This window comes from Mesorhizobium sanjuanii, from assembly GCF_002529485.1.
GTDB classification, from domain to species: Bacteria; Pseudomonadota; Alphaproteobacteria; order Rhizobiales; family Rhizobiaceae; genus Mesorhizobium; species Mesorhizobium sanjuanii.
This window is the reverse complement of sequence record NZ_NWQG01000095.1, coordinates 1-16846: the sequence shown is the minus strand read 5'-3', so window position 1 is coordinate 16846 and position 16846 is coordinate 1. Positions and strand designations below refer to the sequence as shown.

The following is a 16846-nucleotide window of genomic DNA, read 5'->3' as shown; positions in this document are numbered from 1 at the left end:
GGATGGGGCAGGGCCATGGCTTGCCCCTGGCGACTATAGCCAGGGTGCGCGCCGGAGGCCGTTTGGCGACGATCCGGAAGCTTGGCTGAGTCGTCTGCCCGACGATGCCCGTTCGCTACTTGGGAATCTCTCCCCGGACTATTTCCGCCCTGGTCGCATGACGCTGGAAACACTTGGCCGCAGGCATGGCTCGGGCTGGCAGTCTGACTGGGCTGTTCCCGATCCTGCCGCTCCTGTGGTCGAGCGCGTTCACGGAAACGATCACGAGCGGCAGCGTGTGCGGGACGATGCGCGCGGATTTCTTCGTGGATTTCCCATTCTCAAGGCATCCTTACCTCGCGCTCGCGTATTACCCGCAGGAGATATCGGCAGGTGGGTGGACCGCGTGGAGGCATTCCTCGGCGATGGTGTGGGTGGACGGGAGACCGGACTCGCCTTGGCACGCGTCTACTGGGGCGCCGACGCCGAATTGAACCTCGAAGGTCCACCAAACCAGTCCGCCGTATTTTCGCAGATATTCACGGCTCCCGACGATGGTCGTCCGATGCTGCACGGTTATCATGTGCAGACGGAGGGCGTCCGTTTTGTTCTCAAATCTAATCATTTAAAGGCGTTCGTCGCTGAGGAAGCTGCGCGATTGGCCGACGATGGGCCAAGCCGTCAATGGCACCTGGCACGGATGCTCCGATTCTTATTGGAGTCGGGCGCACAGGCCGCTGGGATCAACACGTTTGATGCCCGGCGCGCCGCGGAAATGATGGCCAGTGCCGCTGGCGATCCTGATTTGCAGAAACGCTTGAACCACCTGATGCGTTTCTGGAGCGGCGCCAATCTAAGGCAACTCTTTGAGGATATACGCAATCGGCTCCTCTCTCACCATCCATTGCTAAGCGCTGCTCGCGTGCAGCGCGTAGCAGATAGCCTTTCGGGACAAGCCTTCCAACGAATCTTTCAAGCGGCTGTTGCCGCGATCCGCCAACCGGACCGGTTTTTGCTCTATTTGGAGAGCGCGGTTACGCACGCGCTGGCCAATCGGCTGAAAGAGTCCTTTCTTCAAGTTGGACGTGGCGACGAACGCCAGGTCGTTTTGCACGTCCGTCTGCCCCTCCAGTTTTCGCAGTCGAGCGATGCCACGATCACGATTTGCGAGGCAGGCGCGTTCGGGGATGGCACAACCCGGGCATTTGTCGAGAGTTTCGAGAAATCCATGGGTCATTGGTCCGATGGATTCATCAGCGGATGCCCGAACGCGCAAGAAGACTTAGCTGTGGCTTCGTTGCTGAATCAACCGGAGAAGCACGGTGCCTGGCGTTCCATAGACTCGAGCGATCAGGCCGCACTGAGTACACTCGCTGCAGAACTCTGCCTACCGCATGGCGATCCCATCCCTGCCGCGGCTTTGCGGATCCTCTTCGATCATGAGAACATCGGATTCGAGCAATTCGCACTCTACGACATTGCCATGGCGGTGGCTGCTGTTGACGGGCGTCTTGCGGCCCAACTCGGCCGTGCCCCGACAGCCTGGGAGTTGACAAGCGCCGCGGTGGAAGCTGCCAAGGCAGAACCGGGGTCAGCGACCGGTCGACTGTTGCAAGCCTATAGTGGAATTGAAGGTGCAGTGCAGGAGGAAGCACTTAGCGCGGAAGGGCGCCTGGCTGAGCAGATCTTCCGGCTCCACGCACGGCTCTGTGTCGATGGCTGCCCGGCTTGCGTTCATCAGCCCAGCGATATGATGTCAGACAGCTTGATGGAGGCCTCCACAAGTCGCAGCCTCCTCCACCGCTTCATCTGCACGGGGTGAAGGCCTCTTGCTCAGGTAGGCCGCACGTCGAAACGATCGAGTGTGCCGCTCTTTTCGAGCCACTCCCGAACCCGTGGCGTGACCAGACGCAACGTAGCCTGCTGGTTGCCCAGCGCGGCTAAGAACTCATCCACCTCCGGCTCTCTGGTGACGGCGATGCGCTCGCGGTCAAGGTTCAAGCGCTGGGCTCTCAGCGCGACGATTGTATCTCTAAGTTCAGCAGCGGCGATGGAGTCTCTCACATTCACCGCCTCCTCGCCGCAGGCGACGAGGCGGTGTCCGAGATCGACCGCAACCCCTAGACGCTCCAGTAGCGTTCCGATGGAAATAAGCGGCCGAAATTCCTGCTCGGCGAGGCGGCGCCAATGCGTACGCAACTGCCGCTCGACATTGGCAAGCGACTTCGTGCATTCTTGGTAGCTTCCCGGCAGGTCCTGAAGGTCTGCCGATGTCTCGGCACATTGGAGCTCCTTGGCCAGATTGTTAGCCTCGCCGCGGAGGTCTTGCAAAGCCTTCGCCTGCCCCGGATCCGACACAAATGCTGTTTCTCCTGCAAGCTCAAGCACGGCCTCCAGGCGATCGATCTGCCTCTCCGCGTCCCGCAGCTTTTCGGTGACGCTGTCGAGCGTGTCGCCAAGCAGGCGCTGCCTCACTGCCTCGCCAAGTTGCGGCAGGAGTTCTTCCAGATCCAAAAGCGTGTCGCTCATCACACCACCTCCGGACTGTTGCGGTGAGATGGGTTGAGCGCTGTGGCTAGTTTGACACCCAGTTGGTGGATGCTGCTGAGCGATAATTTACCCGCGCCTTCCGCGACGCATTCGCGCACATGAATGAGCAATTTTTCGATGATATCCTCGCCGGTCTGTGAAAGTAGGCGCAGTTCCTCCAAGTCGCGCGCCGGCGCGCGCGCAAGCCAGGCGATCGTGGCTGCGTGGTCGACCGCTGTTTGCGCGTCACCCTCCACATCGAGCAGCAGTTGCTCCACGCTCGCGGGTGCACCGGCAAGGAGCCGCGGTTTGATCCGATTGTATTCCTGTTTCCATTGCGCAACTCGCGCGGTTTCGGCACTTCTCAGTTGAGCTGAAACAGCGTCGACGACTTGGTCGATACGGCTGAGATGATCCTCGATTGAACGGCCGCGAAGGTTGACGAGCAAGGTTTGAGCGCGCTGTATGATCATGCTTTTCTCAACGCGGACGATCCTGGTCAAGCCTCCCTCGAAGCTCGCGATGATCTCCCGCACTTTGTCGAATTCCTTGACGCCCGTATCGATAGCGTCTCCAGGCAACAAGTCAAAACGCAAGGTATCGCGAAGCCGCCGGATGGCGCCGGCCGCCAGCGAAACGTCGGCGAGACCAAAGTTTTTCGAGTCGCCCTGCGGTGTGCCAAGCATCTCGCGCAGGCCCTCTCGTAAACTCGCGTGCAATCTATTGCTGTCCGTGATGTTGAGATATTTTTGCCAAGGTTCACAGCGCGCCATCGGATCGCTTTTTGCGTCTTTCTCGTCGGACAAAATTGCGCGCATTTGCTCATTCGGAGGCGCGTCGGCGGCAACGGTACCGCGTAGCCACGCACGGGCAAGCAGCACCTGCACACAGGCAGCAACCGGGCTCCACCGCGACCCGTCGCTAAGCCGCGACAGCCGGCGGTCGGCGTAGTCCCGCGCCAGCGCCTCCAAGCGCCGCATCATCAACGCGAGCGCCTGGCCGTTAAAGGCCGCTGCGCCCGACTCGATCGCCTTGTTCAACGATAGTTCGAGGTAGGCTTCAAGCCCAGCCACCGCCCAATCCGCGCGGGTGACGCTGAAGTAGCTGCGTTGGGAAGGGCCAGTTCCCTCGATCTTGACCTGTTCTTGGGTGAAAAGCCGTTTGAAGCTGTGCGGATCGAGACCGATACGGCGTGGGTCGATGGCACAAACGATCTCGTAAAGCCTGTCGTTCATTTCTTTTGGCGATTCGATCGCGCCGCTCTCTCTCCAGGCGCGCACCTGGTCGCGCGCCCGCTCCAGCATCGAGCGGTTTGGCGCATTGCGCCTGGACGGGGGCGGCTCGACTTGAGTCGGCCTTCTCGGCGGGTCGCGCTGGGTGACAGGGTCCTGGCCTTGCGCGGGCGTCTGCACTAGCTCGGGCACCACGTCGGTAGGGCGTTCAACAGGCACGACACGCAGCGGCTCCTGCCTGACGGTCGTCATGTCGCTGCCGATCCACGGCAGGTGGAAAGCGGTGAACACGCCCTCGGGCACACGCGCGAAAGCCCGCTGTCCATTGTCGAGGCGCGTGACATCCGCCCGGTTGGGATCGCCCCAATAGGCCAGCACGCGCCGCATCCTTGCCTGGTCCCGCTGATTGCCTTCCAGCCCGACCTCGACCATGCGGTTCAACTGCGCCGACAGTAGGCGGGTTTCTGGCCGCAGCGAGTGGCTCTCCATCAACGGTGTCGGAAAGGCGCCCGTCTCGATCGCCTGCGGTTGGGCCAGATTGGGGCTGAGCACGGCCTGCAGGATGCCGCGGGGCGTCTTCCAGGTCATGCCGCTGTCGCGTTCGTTGAGCGCGTCGTAGAATCGACCGAACGCGTCGGCTGTGAAAGGGAACAGCCCGATGCCGTCGATCTTGCCGAACACCGCGTGGCAACCCTCCTGAACAGGGCAGGCTTCGCAGCGGTTCGGTGGCGGCAGGTCGGGATCCTCGCGCCTTCTCTCGCGCCATGCCTTCAGACCCGCGTCGCCTGTGCGGATCGCGGCAAGATAGCGAGCCACAAAGTTGTGCCGCATTGCCTCGTCCCGCAGCGTGGCGACATCCTGGAGGTCTCCCTCATGCTGCGCCAGGCCGAGACTGATCTCATGAGTGATGCGGCCGAGATAATTGCCAGCCAGATCCTTGCGGTATTTTGGCGTGATCCCGACCACGGAGATCAGCGGACACATATCGCTCTCGCCATCCCCGCCGCGCGTCTCGGCATTGGTTACGAGCACATCGGTCAGGCTATCGTCGAAGCCCTCCCAGGTGGTGATGTCCTCGAGCAGCAGCACAAGCCTTTGCCCGCGCGCGGCCAGCACCTCGCGGATTTGCCTGAACAGGCTCTTCAACCCCGCCGCCGAAACGCCGATCAGGCTTTGCACGGCGTCGTTGCGCCGCCGGTTAAGAGCGTTCATTAGCGCCATGCTGGCCGGCAGTTCCGTTGCCTTTTCCCGCTCGATCTCTTCGGCGCTCCACCCCGCGTTCTTTAGGTCTTCGATCGTCGCGGCTTCTCCCGTCAGCCGTAACGCAAGCCGCTCTGCACCAAGAGAGACGCTGCTGTTGGCGATACCTGCACAGCAATCCGCCAGTTCCTCCATGTCGAAGAGATTGAAACTTGCCGATTGTGAATTGCGAGAATCGCTATCGGCGGCTCCTCGACCATCCATCAGGCGCAGAATGCGCGACGGGCCGGTCCAATTGTCCCTGAGGTGCAAATAGCTGAGCAACTGGTCCGGGCGATTGGTTTTGCACCATTCCTGATCCCCTAAAGGCGGATCGAAATGATCGGGATGGGCGGAACTGGCCAGATTGCCGAGTAACTGTCGAGCGCGGCCTTGCGCGGTCGCCTTCTGCGGACGGCCGAGCTTGTCGAACAGTTCCTGGAACTCGGCGGGCAGACACTCGCGCAATTGTCGCAGCGCCCCTTCGAGGCTGCCGTCGGCGCGCTGCAGCAGAAGCTTGACGTCGCGACCCTCCAGCCAGTTGACCGAAAGCCAGCGGATCAAATGCGATTTGCCGGAACCGGGTTCGCCCTGGACGACACAGAAGGCGTGCCGACGCCCAGGATCGGAAAGGGTCCAGAGCACCGCTTCCTCGGTAGGCTCTTCGATTTCGCCGGCGTGGCTGCCCGAAACGCTGAACCCCGCGATCGGCGTATGGGTCGCCAGGAACACGCCTTCGTGACCCTCCAGCGCCTCGTTGCTGATGATCCTGGAGACGTCCTCCGCGTTCCAGCAGGCCTTCAGGGGTAGCTCCATCACACCACGTCCAGTGATTTGGCTACGACTGCGTAAAATGCCTGCAGCCGGTGCGTGTCCTGGGACAGTCGTATCAAGTCTGCTGCATCCCCAAGCAGTTTGAGTTCAATCACGCCGTCATCATGCAAGTTTCGCAGCGCGGCACTGAGGATCGGAGAGAGCTGGCGCGGCCGCTCGGCATGCTTGATGCGCCGCGTCGCCTCGACGAACATCGGGCCGCCATCGAGGTAAGGCAGCCGCTTCGCCAGAAGCGAAAGAAAGGCGACGGCCGGGATTTCTTCATTTTGCCTCAAGCCGGCGCGCGTAAGCTCGCGCGCTACGCGCCGGTCGATCAGGGGATGCCATTGCAGCGCCCCTGGGAACGACACGATGAGCCCGAGGCTAATCAGCCAGCGGCGCCAGCTTGGCAGCTTGGTGCGATTGATGCGGCGGTCGCCGTCGTCGTCGGCCGCATCCGGCAGCGCCTGCTCGGCAGCGTCGGCAAAGCCGTCGGCGGTTGACTGGCTGATCCACCCCACGCTGCCCTCGGCATCGGATTTTGCGGCCAGCCAGGCAAAGGCTTCGAGCACGACTCCGTCCTTCTCGGCGCTGTCCAGTGTCGCCAATCGGTCATGCACCCAGTCCGAGAAGGCGGCATTCGTGCTTGCATCGCAGCCGGGGCTCAGCCGCAGCATCGATCCGTCCGCCTCGACGGCGCCAAGGCTGGACGCCGCGCCAACCACCTGCTGGAAAGCGGTGGGCTTCTCAGCCACCTCCTGGTTATCGCGCGTGAAGCCTGGGTTGAGCCAGCCTGCCGCCTCGGCGCGGTCGAGCGCTCCGCCGCTGTCGGCGAGCAGCGACACCAGCGACCAGACGCGCTCAGGCGTTCCCTGCGTTGATGACAAGAGGCTCATGCGGCCAGTCCTCCAGATGCGCTGAGGCTATCCAGCACAGCTTCGTCGTATGGCGCCTGCCGTGAGACGAGTTGGTCGAGGCGCCTCTCCCTGATCTCCTGCTCGGGGCGCGCCACGACCAGCAGAGGAAGCGCGGGACGGGCGGCAATCCATTGCAGGCACCGCTGCAGCAGCGCCGCGGCCGGGGCTGCCTCGCTGGGCATCAGAACCGCCGTCGCGAACCCGGCGAGCACCACCTGAGCCTCGCCAATCAATTCGCCATGACTGAGCACCAGCCCCAGCCTTTCCGTCGAGCCGGCGAGTGTATGAGCGACTTCCGGCGCCAGCGCGTCGGGGACAACAAACTGCTCGATGCCGACTGACGCCAGGCGCAGCACCAGTCGCTCGAGCCCCTTCTCATAGGTCGGATCGGCCGGCACGACCAGTGTCGCACCTAGCGGCAGCAAGATTGGGCCGGTCCGTGGCCCGCCGGGCCAAGCACGCTCGAGGCCCATGCAACGGATACTTCGGGGTGGCGTCTCGCTGTGCGCGCGGCATCCAGGGCAGCGGCCACAGCGCGCAACGTCGGAGCCGGCCTCGTGCTCGATCATTGCGAAGACATCGCTGATGAGGCAGTGATCCACGGCCTTGCTCATGATCCCGACAAATGCATCGAGCTCGGATTTTGCGACGGCCCGCTCCGCGTTGCGAAGCGTGAAGATGCGGTCCCACAAGGTAACGCTGTCCGGCTCGAGCAGCCCGGGTTCCTTGATCTCGACATCCCAGACCGCCCCATCGTCCTTTTGTGTATCTACCGAGAGTACTTCAAGGACGCCGGCGCGCTGCATCAGATTGATGAGGGCCATGTTCCACTCTCGGTTATAGCTCTTACGCCAGCGGGTGCGCTTGATGCCCTCGTGTTCGGCATCGAGGTCGAGCCGCATGCGTTGCCGACCGGCTTCCCAGCGTGGTTGCGAACGGCTTTGCAGCAGCGCCTGCCAGCGCGGCTCCGCAAGCTCGCGCGTCAGCCAGGAGCCGAGCGCCTGCGAATAGGCGGTACTGACGTCGGAGTGGACTTTCCACACATGGCGCGTGAATAGGCAGACCGCCAGTCCCTGGTGACCGTCGCGGGCTGCGCGTCCGATCTCCTGATACCACCGCGACGGGCCCTCCGGCAGGCAGGCGTGGACGACTGAGCGCACATTGGCCTTGTCTATTCCCATGCCGAACGCAGAGGTCGCAACCACGATGTCGATCTTTTCGTCGGCCCAGTCGTCGACGATGCGGCGGCGTGCCTGCGTGCTGGTCACCTGTCCCGTAAACAGAGCGATGCGCTCATAGCCGCGATTGACCAGCCGGCGATGAAGATCCTCGGCCGACACGCGCTCATCGCGGCGCTTGTCGGCCTCGTCGCCCTCGCGCGCGGCGGCGAGCGTTGTATAGAGGATCATTGGCCGCGGCACCCGGTCGATGACGAAATCCAGCGCCGCCTGCCGCTCTTCGGCGGTGACATATGACTGTACAACGAGATCGAACTCGTAGCGTGCGGTAGCCGCGTCGACTTCCAGCCATGGACCCGTCGAGGCGTAGGCGCCACGCAGGATCCGGCGCGCCGATTGCGGCAAAGTCGCGGACAACAGCAAGAGGTTGAGCGCCGGATTGCTCTGCCGCAGTTCCGCCAGCAGGCCCGGCAGTCTCTGGAAGTCCGGCCGGAAACCGCGGCCCCAACTCTCGATGATATGCGCCTCGTCGATCACGAAGGAGCGCAATTTCGCCTTGAGGCTCGTTGCCTTCGCGTGCGCCGGCATTGCGGCCTCAATGAGCGCCGACCTAGCGGCTCCGAAGGCGAATTCAGGCGACATAATCAGGATAGGAATCTCGCCGCGCCGAAAGGCGTTGAGTAGTTCATCCCGTTGTTGATCCTTCATATCGCCGATCAACGCCTGGCTGTGCTCGAGACCTGGCATTTTGGAAAGCGTGCGAGCATGGTCGAGTGCCAGTGATACGGTCGGCGTAATCACAACGCTGCAACTGTTTGGTTCGCTTGCCCGGCTCCGGAGCGCATCAAGCTGGAAGAGAAGGCTCTTGCCCGATCCGGTCGGCATCGAGACCATCAACGCGCCGCCATCAGGCATGGTGAGCAGTGCGCGCAGGCCCGCCTTCTGCGCCGCCGTGCGATAGAATGGGTAGGGCGTGTGACGCAACAGAACCGCGTCCGCCGGATGCTCAGACTGCACACGCCTATGCTGCGTGTCGATTGCGTCAGCCTTCCAGAAGCCAGAGGGGGCACGAATGTCTTGCTCGTCGACGATTCTCAGCGCTTTTGCTCCGAGCGAAAGTCCGAATCGCGCCAGTAGATCTTTCTCTTGCAAGGAGAGGCTGAGCCCGATCTGGTCGAGGTCAAGACGACCACCAGAAAGCCGCGCAAAGGAACGCAGCAGCGCCAGCCGATCGCTAGCTGTCCGCGCACCTGAGAGAGCCAACCGGCAACGTTCCTTGCCCTCCTCCAGCCAGTCCGGTTCGGCGAAAGGGTTTACCAGTTTTTGGTCCGCTTGAACGCTCACTATGGCCAATGCTGAGTTTCCCTCCTGAGCGCAGCAAAAGACTATTTTTCGTAGATCGCAAGCACATTAAGATCGGGACCATCCTTTAGGGTGCCGATCAACATCATACCGTGGCCATAGCAGCTGCGAGATAGCCGGCAGGCAAAGGTTCCGGTGTAATAGCGCCCTCCAGCTTCGACATGAACGTGCATTGTAAGTCTTTCCTCATTTAGGGAAAGGCGATAATCGATCCAATCGACGCAGCTATTCTGTTCGGCAGCGGCACTTTCTATCGTCGCCATGGCCACGTCCGGGTCGAAATTTTCGCTGAGCCATTCTAAAGTTCCTTAGTTTCTCGCCGATCCTGCGGGGGTCTGTCACCATCGGGATTAGACCCCGGACAGCCAACTCGGCAAACTGGAGCCTGACTGAGCGCCAAACCTCGCTCTCAGTTCTTTGCGTTTGCGGCCGATACCTGGAGGGTGCGATCTTGGGTGGCTTTAAAGGTGGACCGCACCACGGCGTCATAGAAGCGGCTCAGATTGGTCGGGTCGACAAACAGCGGCGCGTCCTTCACCCACATCAATGCGTCGGGGAGCCCGTCCATCTCTAGAATATTTGCAGTTTTTCCGTGGCAACCTCAGCGGCTTGGCGTCTGCCGCCTTTCATCAGACTAGCCAAAAGAGTCCTGATCATCCTGTTTGCCGATTGCAGCTGCCAAGTAGTAGTCTGGGAGCACTAGGCTACGAACTCACTTTTGAATTTGAAATAACCATTGGCGCGTAGTTCACAAGAAGGACAGTTCCCGCATCCCCACCCCCATTCGTGATGTTCTGTCCTGTTGCCGTGGTAGCAGGTATGCGTCTTGTCGAGAATGAGGTCTACAAGCGCCTTGCCCCCAAGATTATGAGCCATGAGCCAGGTCTCGGCCTTGTCAATCCACATGAGCGGCGTGTGAACGACAAAGCGTTGGTCCATGCCCAGATTCAGGGCCAGTTGCATGGCCTTCATCGTGTCGTCGCGGCAATCAGGATAACCAGAGTAATCGGTTTCGCATACGCCAGTAACGATATGCTGTGCGCCGCGACGATAGGCGACGGCAGCCGCAAAGATCATAAAAAGGAGATTCCGGCCCGGCACGAAAGTGTTGGGAAGACCATTGGCAAGCATCGCGATTTCAACATCCTGCGTGAGGGCAGTGTCGCTGACTTGACCTAGGACCGCGATATCGATGACACGATCCTCGCCGAGCTTGCCGTCCCAATGCGGAAATTCCTGGCGAATCGCTGCGAGCACTTGCGGGCGAACATCAAGTTCGACGCGATGGCGTTGGCGATAGTCGAATCCGATCGTCTCGACGTGTGCGAACCGCTCAAGCGCCCAGGCAAGACACGCGGTTGAATCCTGCCCACCAGAAAACAGGACGATTGCTTTGGAGTCTTCCATGATGTCCTCTTCACCCTTCGTATTCAGCCCAGCAATCAGGCGTCTCGTAGACGACAACCGCAGACGTCTGCGGAACCGCAGGCTTGATGCGGTTCCAGATCCAAATTGCAATGTTTTCGGCAGTGGGGTTTTCCAAGCCTTCGACGTCGTTGAGACAATAATGGTCGAGTTGAAGGAGCAATGGATTAAACGCCGCCTCCACGTCGAAAAAGTCTACGACGAAGCCGGTATGAGCGTCGACAGGCCCCTCGAGGCGGAGTTCGATTCGATAGGAATGGCCGTGCATACGGTGACAGCGGTGCGTCAACGGCACATGGGGCAACCTGTGGGCGGCCTCGAAGGTGAATGCCTGAGTTATTTTCATCTGATTCCAAGTTGCTTGTGGGTTTGAAGGCTGAGTTGCCAACGAGGGTTCGCAAGGCAGTAGGCGACTGCGTCCTGCGTATTCGATGCGCGATCAGGCCCATCCATTGGCTGGAGCAGAAAATGATCGAAGGCCAGTGCTTCAAAGCGCTGCGGTTCTGCGCCCACCTGCGGAAATACCAACTTGAGTTCGTTTCCGGTTTTAATCGCGATTTCAGTGCCTGACTTTGGACTAACGCAAACCCAGTCTATCCCTGGGGGTGGCGTGAGCGTACCGTTGGTTTCGACGGCGATCTCGAACCCCTTGTCATGCAGGGCGTCGATAAGAGGCGGGTCGATTTGGAGCAGCGGTTCGCCGCCTGTCAGTACGACGAACCTGCGCTGGGCTAGCGAGGGGGACCATTTCGCCTCGACGGCCCTAGCTAGGTCATCGCAAGTTGCAAAGCGACCGCCGCTGTCGCCATCCGTGCCCACAAAATCCGTGTCGCAAAACTGGCACACGGCCTTCAGGCGATCGGCCTCCCTGCCGGACCAAAGATTGCATCCGGCGAAACGGCAAAAAACGGCCGCTCGTCCGGCCTGGCGGCCCTCACCTTGGAGGGTATAAAATATTTCTTTAACTGCGTAACTCATGGCTTTTCACGCTGCCCGTTCGGATTCGGCCAGGCGCCGCTTGAGGACCTGGACTAAGTGAAGTGATAATTGGCGGACATCGGAGGGAACGTTCTGAAGTCCGTTCCAACGTCGGCGCTCAGCGCCGAACTCCCACTCGCCCCCGCTCCAAGCGGTCCTACCCTTTAGCAGCCGCAAGCCACTGGCAAATTCGTCGCGTGTGGCAGCACCCGTAACGCTGTTGAGAAAGTCCATGACATATCCAAGCGCGATAATGCCCGTGCCATGAATCAACCGAGAGGTCTTAGGCGTCTTGCCGGCCCAATCATCTGCAAAGACGTGTTGCACTGCATGATAAAACTCGCTCATCATCGTGACGCCCCGATCGAGCAAAAGCTCATCTTCACCCGCATAAAGGCGCAGCGCTCCGTCACTTAGAGAATTCATGATTACTCGCTGCAGAACTGTGTCTCGGATGACTCCCTTTGGGTTTGTCTGTTGTTTGATCAAGCCCCTCAGGGACGATCCCTTGCGGTAGTTAAGCGCCTCTGTAGCCAAAGCCGCTTGCGATCGACTTGACATGCGGTGCGGCAGATCTCCCACCTTTGGGAGCAATTCGTACACCAGCGCCTTTGGCAGCGGACGGGTGTTATTCACAAGGATGAACTGTTTTTGCAGTTCCTCCTCTGTCTCACACAGGAAACCCGACACGAGCACTTCGAAGTCGCGGCCTCGCAGTTCCGAAAGCGCCGTAAAACGCTGTTGTCCATCAACGATCCAACCGGGCGGGCCATTGGACGTATCTATGACCAGTCGGCAGAGGCGACTTTCCGGATTCGTCGCCGGCTCTAACCAAGCGTGCCCCATGAAGGCGACCACGATAGCATTGGGCAAGATTGAGTTCGGCTTTTCGAGATAATCACGGATTTCGCGAATGTGCCCCGCGATCTGCGGCCGCTGAAAACCTTGGAGCGCCCCGCCATCATCACGACCCGCCCGCTCGATTCGAGCGATGCGTGCGACTTCCGCCGCATTTGCAACGAAGGTGAAGACCGTCAGTTTCTCGCTCTGAACCGGCGCGAGCGCATCAAACCGAAGAAAATGTTGCTTGTTCATACGCTCTCCCGTCGGAATTCGCTCAAGTGGGTGTGAAAGACGTGGAGGTTGTGGATGCCGCGTCGCTTGTTGCGATTTGAGGTACGGAAGATCACGGCCTCCACGCCGCTCTCCCGGCAAACTCGGCAGCTACATCTCTCCCAGGGCCGATCGCCAAGGGTGTGGGCGTAGACCTTGCGCTGTCGGGTTGCTGCGTCGGCACGACGACTGGTTGACGCCTCCTCATGCCAATTCAGGGCGGCCCAATAATCCATCACGGCATCAAGGCTTTGGTCCAGGGTCGCGCCGCCGTCGGCGTATGCGCGCACGCCGCGAAGTGCGGCGTCTTCAAGACGCCTCGCATCCTCCTGGTTGAGGCTGCCTTCCAGCGCCTTATGTTTGAGCTTGTTGTTCTGGGTCGCCTGTGGAATACGAATTGCGGTGTAGTATGAGAGGTCGCCGTCGGGCGTCCGCGCCCAGTAATTCTTCCGGGCATCCTTGAAGGCGCGCAAGAGCGGTGACGTCGTATCGAAACTGGTTACGCGGTACTGTTCCAGTACAGCCAGTTCCTCGATTTTCCCGAAACCGAGAAGATGCAGTCGAACCCGATCGGGGAGAGCATCACGCAGAGCTTGTAACACTCGGCGAATCTGATCGATCCTTAACGGCACGGTGCCACCGATCGCTAAATAGTCGTATCCCATGCTGGCCAGGTTGCGGGCAGCCTGCGCCATACTCTCAGCCGACCAACCTTGTATGACTCCCATCGGCGTGAAACCTGGGCCTACTCCCTTGGCCGATTGGTAAAACTCGGTCGCATTCTGAAGAGTGATTTCGTAGCGACGACGCACATCATCTGGCACATCGTCGAACTCCCGCGTCACCCCCACGTCGTCAAAGTCGAAGATAAGGTGATCAGGCGAGCAGCCGTGTGTGAAGCCGCCGTCAGCATAAAATTCCGCAGTGTCATCGGCACTATATGGCGGCTCCGGCAGATTCCGGTACGTAAAGGCGCCGCAGTCGCCCATCATCAAACTTCCTGGAAATCGATCGAGTGGATAGCGCAGGAATCGTCGGGCACCCTCGCGACGAAAACGCATCAACTGGGCTTCCGAATATTTTCCTGGCTGCCGTGCGTCGCCTACGATGCCGCGGGAAACAAGGATACCGTCATACGGTGCCTGTTCGAGGAACTCGTGGGGGTACTGGTCATCGCGGTGAACCGATCGGCCCGCGCCGTTGCGATCAGCAACAAAATCATACTCTGGATCGATCGTATCGACGCTGTCAGCGAAGACGAATTGCATCACGCGACCTTTGCAAAGGCATGCATATGGTCAAGGCGCGCTAGATGCCCAGACAACAGCTTGATGTCTCGTCCAACATTCTGAATTTCATTCCAGTCGCGCTGCAACTCCGCCCACCGGCCGTTTGTCCAACGACAGTATGGAGCGATGCGCGTCAGCGACTCGGTCGCGTGGAGCAGCAGGTCCGTACCAGGAGCAGCGCGCGACATTATGCGATCCATCAAAAGGCTCATCGCCTCGATGCCGGCTGAATGCATAAGTCGGCTTTCGGTCGCTGGACGACCCCACGCTTCAGGAAAGACGCGGCGCACAGCTGTCCAGTAAGCGATAAGAATGCGGTACATTGCATCGACATCGGCGGGATACTCAGCAGTCGCCTTGTACGGCGCGAGAGAGCCAAGAGCACTGTTGATGCTGTTACGAATCGCCTTGGTCAACGCCGAGTCGGTGATGACGGCCGCCGCGGAGTCTTCAGAAAGCCTTTTGATAAGACCTTGGAATGGAGAATCAGAAGAAGTTTGAAGGAGATTGACGAGTTCGCTAGGGATTTTCCGAGATGACAAGTCACGCGGAAAGGTTGTGTCCACTTCTGGAAGCAGTTCGTTGATTAGCCGAGGATCGAGCGGTTTGGCCTTGTTGACCAAGATGAACTGTTCGCGATGGACAGACAGTTCCTCCGACACAAAGGCCACGACAGGAACTGGAAAGCTCTTGTTCTGAGCTTGAGACAGGGCAATCGAACGCTGTTGGCCATCGACAATCCAAGCGGCCTTAGGGCCGTCGTTCGGAAGTGGTATTCGCAATGTTCCCGCCTCACACGACCTTACGTCGCCGCCGGGCTTTTCGCCCCGCGTCTGGGTGAAACGCGCGCGCGGTGAGAGCGCCAGAATAATGGCGTTCGGGAAGAGTACGGGCCCCTGATCGAGAAACTCGGTGATCGCTTGGACGTGGCTCTTGATGCCTTTGCGCTGAAATCCCTGCAAAGACCCTTCGCCGTCCCGGTGAACGCGGCTGATCTCCGCAAATTTGAGAAGGTCGGCTCCGGCGACAAAGAAAGCATAGACAGCTTTGTCGGCCTGTTCGGTGCGAACGGCGCGAACAGCGAGCATTGCCTCGTTGTTTTTTCGCGGACGCGTCATGCAACTTCCCTTTGCTCGACTGCGACTCGGTAGAGACGACTAAAGCGCGATTGCTCGCACGCAACACCCTCTTCATCCCGAAGCGCGCGGAGGATTCGTGCAATGCCTGATTGCGTCTGAAGGCGCGCCAAAATTAGCTGAACGATCTCCGCGTCATTGCGGCGTGGGCGGCGTGGGCGGTCAGGGGCCGCCACTCCTCCAATGGCAGCCTCTACGGCTGCGTAGTCGGCATCTCGGTCATATGCGTCACGTTTGGTCGCCACCAACCGAACAAAGTGAAGCATGGCCCGTTGAGAAAAGTCGGCCCGGGTACCTGGAAGGATCGCGTCCAACCGATCGTCGTAGGGCGCAACCGATTGGGCGAGTGTAACTGGTAAGGCCGATGCAAGAGATGCGCCGAAGATACGCAGCCGCGCCAAGGCTTGAGGTCCCAGTTCATTCAAGCTCTTGCCTACCATCTCGGCATATGGACGGGTAAGTGCGATGAGCACTCGCCCAGAACCTTGGCCGAATGCATCGCCCCACTGATCCGAATACGCACCTGACATAAGGCTGGCAAACCAGGCTCCGGCATCGAACTCATCCGTTACCCGGGCCGCGACGGACTCAGCGTGCCCCCCGGACACAGTGAGCCCATAGAGTGGGACTTGCCGATTTATATCCACTAGGCCCAACCCGGCAGAAAGGACGTAAAGCTTGGCATCGGCGATATTTGCGGCCTGGGTCGCGAGCGCAAACCCTCGACCAGCATAGAGTGCGCCGGCGGAGGCCGCGAGCGGTAGCGCCCGCGTCTTCGTGTTCCAAGCAGTTTGAATCACCTCCTGTGAACCCATGGGCAAAGAAACTGCCGTCGCCGCGAACGGCGCTCGCGCCATTTTTCGATGGGTGCAGATAGTCACAACAACAGCAACCGGCTTGAGCGTTGCGTGTCCCAGAGTTCGAGTAACTGCTGCCGGGGTCATCGATAACTGCGCCTCAAAATAGCCCGATCGCGTAATAGTGCCGCCTTAGAATCTATATCTGGTGGGGTTGGCGGCTTTTTCTACAAGCTGTGTACGCTTGCACAGTGTCAGCCCATTAGCTACGGCAAACCGAGTGATTTGGCAATCGGGAGCCCGATAAATGGAAGCGTTTGCCAAAACTTTGTTGTGAATGACTGCATTTATTGCCGCTTTTGCGCGGTTCTGGAAGGCGAATGGCAAACGTTTTCTGACTGCAACGTCCGCACTGCCGAAACTCGTATGAACGCCCGACAACCGGATTAGGTCGATGCCCAAGCCGAGAATGACTGTAGGTCTGACTGTCCTGAATCTATTCCGGGCTCATGGAGGAGTAAAATTGCGAAGGCGCAGCGGAGTCTTCAGGCAGATCGTCCAGCCCGAACCGCTTCGTCAGGTGGTAGAATTTACTCTACATTTTTGTGCCGGTTGCATCGAAGCTGCATCTTACGGATGTCCACTTCACCCTTGAGGAATGGAAACGGCCCTCCTGGTCGATTTTTCGCCAGGCGGATGCGCCGTCTCGCTTTCGCTCCGTGAAGACTAATCGGGGTCTAACCGGTCCAAGAAAGCCCGCTAGAAGCCAGTAACGAATGTGGGGTAAAATGTGGGCTTCGCCTAGCGAGCAACGCAAATATATTGAAAATTCAAACCGTTGTTTAATTTTGTGGCGGAG

The 16846-nt window shown here is 59.8% G+C and carries 14 protein-coding genes; 1 reads left to right on the top strand and 13 read right to left on the bottom strand.

The features are described 5' to 3' along the window. Positions 1 to 1801, top strand: a 1801-nt coding sequence (locus CN311_RS15975; protein WP_208866507.1) for a hypothetical protein, incomplete at its 5' end; no start/stop codon positions are given. Positions 1802 to 1812: 11 nt separating this feature from the next. Here CN311_RS15975 and CN311_RS15970 read toward each other — a convergent pair. The 13 genes from CN311_RS15970 to CN311_RS15920 form a co-directional block, all read right to left on the bottom strand. Beyond that, positions 1813 to 2508: a hypothetical protein gene (locus CN311_RS15970; protein WP_097574739.1), complete on the bottom strand. Its 696-nt coding sequence runs from the start codon at positions 2506 to 2508 to the stop codon at positions 1813 to 1815. After that, the gene (locus tag CN311_RS15965) at positions 2508 to 5795 is read right to left on the bottom strand and encodes a hypothetical protein (RefSeq protein WP_097574738.1); all 3288 of its coding nucleotides are present in this window, start codon (positions 5793 to 5795) and stop codon (positions 2508 to 2510) included. Before CN311_RS15965 ends, CN311_RS15970 begins: the two co-directional genes overlap by 1 nt. Then, positions 5795 to 6637 (bottom strand): hypothetical protein, encoded by an 843-nt coding sequence (locus CN311_RS15960; protein ID WP_133117190.1) that lies wholly within the window; start codon positions 6635 to 6637, stop codon positions 5795 to 5797. The genes CN311_RS15965 and CN311_RS15960 overlap by 1 nt, the downstream gene beginning before the upstream one ends. A 47-nt stretch (positions 6638 to 6684) precedes the next feature. Next, a complete protein-coding gene (locus CN311_RS15955; RefSeq protein ID WP_245440843.1) occupies positions 6685 to 9231 on the bottom strand; it encodes a DEAD/DEAH box helicase in 2547 nt (848 codons plus the stop codon). A 41-nt stretch (positions 9232 to 9272) separates the two neighbouring features. Then, complete coding sequence (locus tag CN311_RS32255; RefSeq protein WP_133117188.1) at positions 9273 to 9512, bottom strand: hypothetical protein; 240 nt, start codon at positions 9510 to 9512, stop codon at positions 9273 to 9275. A 146-nt stretch (positions 9513 to 9658) separates the two neighbouring features. Further along, complete coding sequence (locus CN311_RS32590; RefSeq protein WP_165779720.1) at positions 9659 to 9817, bottom strand: hypothetical protein; 159 nt, start codon at positions 9815 to 9817, stop codon at positions 9659 to 9661. A 131-nt stretch (positions 9818 to 9948) separates the two neighbouring features. Next, the gene (gene queC / locus CN311_RS15950; RefSeq protein WP_097574735.1) at positions 9949 to 10656 is read right to left on the bottom strand and encodes a 7-cyano-7-deazaguanine synthase QueC; all 708 of its coding nucleotides are present in this window, start codon (positions 10654 to 10656) and stop codon (positions 9949 to 9951) included. 10 nt (positions 10657 to 10666) lie between these two features. Further along, the gene (gene queD, locus CN311_RS15945; protein ID WP_097574734.1) at positions 10667 to 11020 is read right to left on the bottom strand and encodes a 6-carboxytetrahydropterin synthase QueD; all 354 of its coding nucleotides are present in this window, start codon (positions 11018 to 11020) and stop codon (positions 10667 to 10669) included. Next, positions 11017 to 11652, bottom strand: coding sequence for a 7-carboxy-7-deazaguanine synthase (gene queE / locus CN311_RS15940; RefSeq protein WP_097574733.1), 636 nt, complete (start codon positions 11650 to 11652; stop codon positions 11017 to 11019). Before queE ends, queD begins: the two co-directional genes overlap by 4 nt. Before the next feature lie 6 nt (positions 11653 to 11658). Then, a complete protein-coding gene (gene dbpB / locus CN311_RS15935; RefSeq protein WP_097574732.1) occupies positions 11659 to 12747 on the bottom strand; it encodes a DGQHR domain-containing protein DpdB in 1089 nt (362 codons plus the stop codon). Then, positions 12744 to 14033 carry a tRNA-guanine transglycosylase DpdA gene (gene dpdA / locus CN311_RS15930; RefSeq protein ID WP_097574731.1) on the bottom strand — a complete coding sequence of 430 codons (1290 nt, stop codon included), beginning with the start codon at positions 14031 to 14033 and terminating at the stop codon, positions 12744 to 12746. Before dpdA ends, dbpB (CN311_RS15935) begins: the two co-directional genes overlap by 4 nt. After that, the gene (dbpB, locus tag CN311_RS15925; RefSeq protein WP_097574730.1) at positions 14033 to 15172 is read right to left on the bottom strand and encodes a DGQHR domain-containing protein DpdB; all 1140 of its coding nucleotides are present in this window, start codon (positions 15170 to 15172) and stop codon (positions 14033 to 14035) included. Before dbpB (CN311_RS15925) ends, dpdA begins: the two co-directional genes overlap by 1 nt. Further along, on the bottom strand, positions 15169 to 16134 hold the full coding sequence (locus CN311_RS15920; RefSeq protein WP_133117187.1) for a hypothetical protein: 966 nt from the start codon (positions 16132 to 16134) through the stop codon (positions 15169 to 15171). Before CN311_RS15920 ends, dbpB (CN311_RS15925) begins: the two co-directional genes overlap by 4 nt. Between the last annotated feature and the right edge of the window lie 712 nt (positions 16135 to 16846).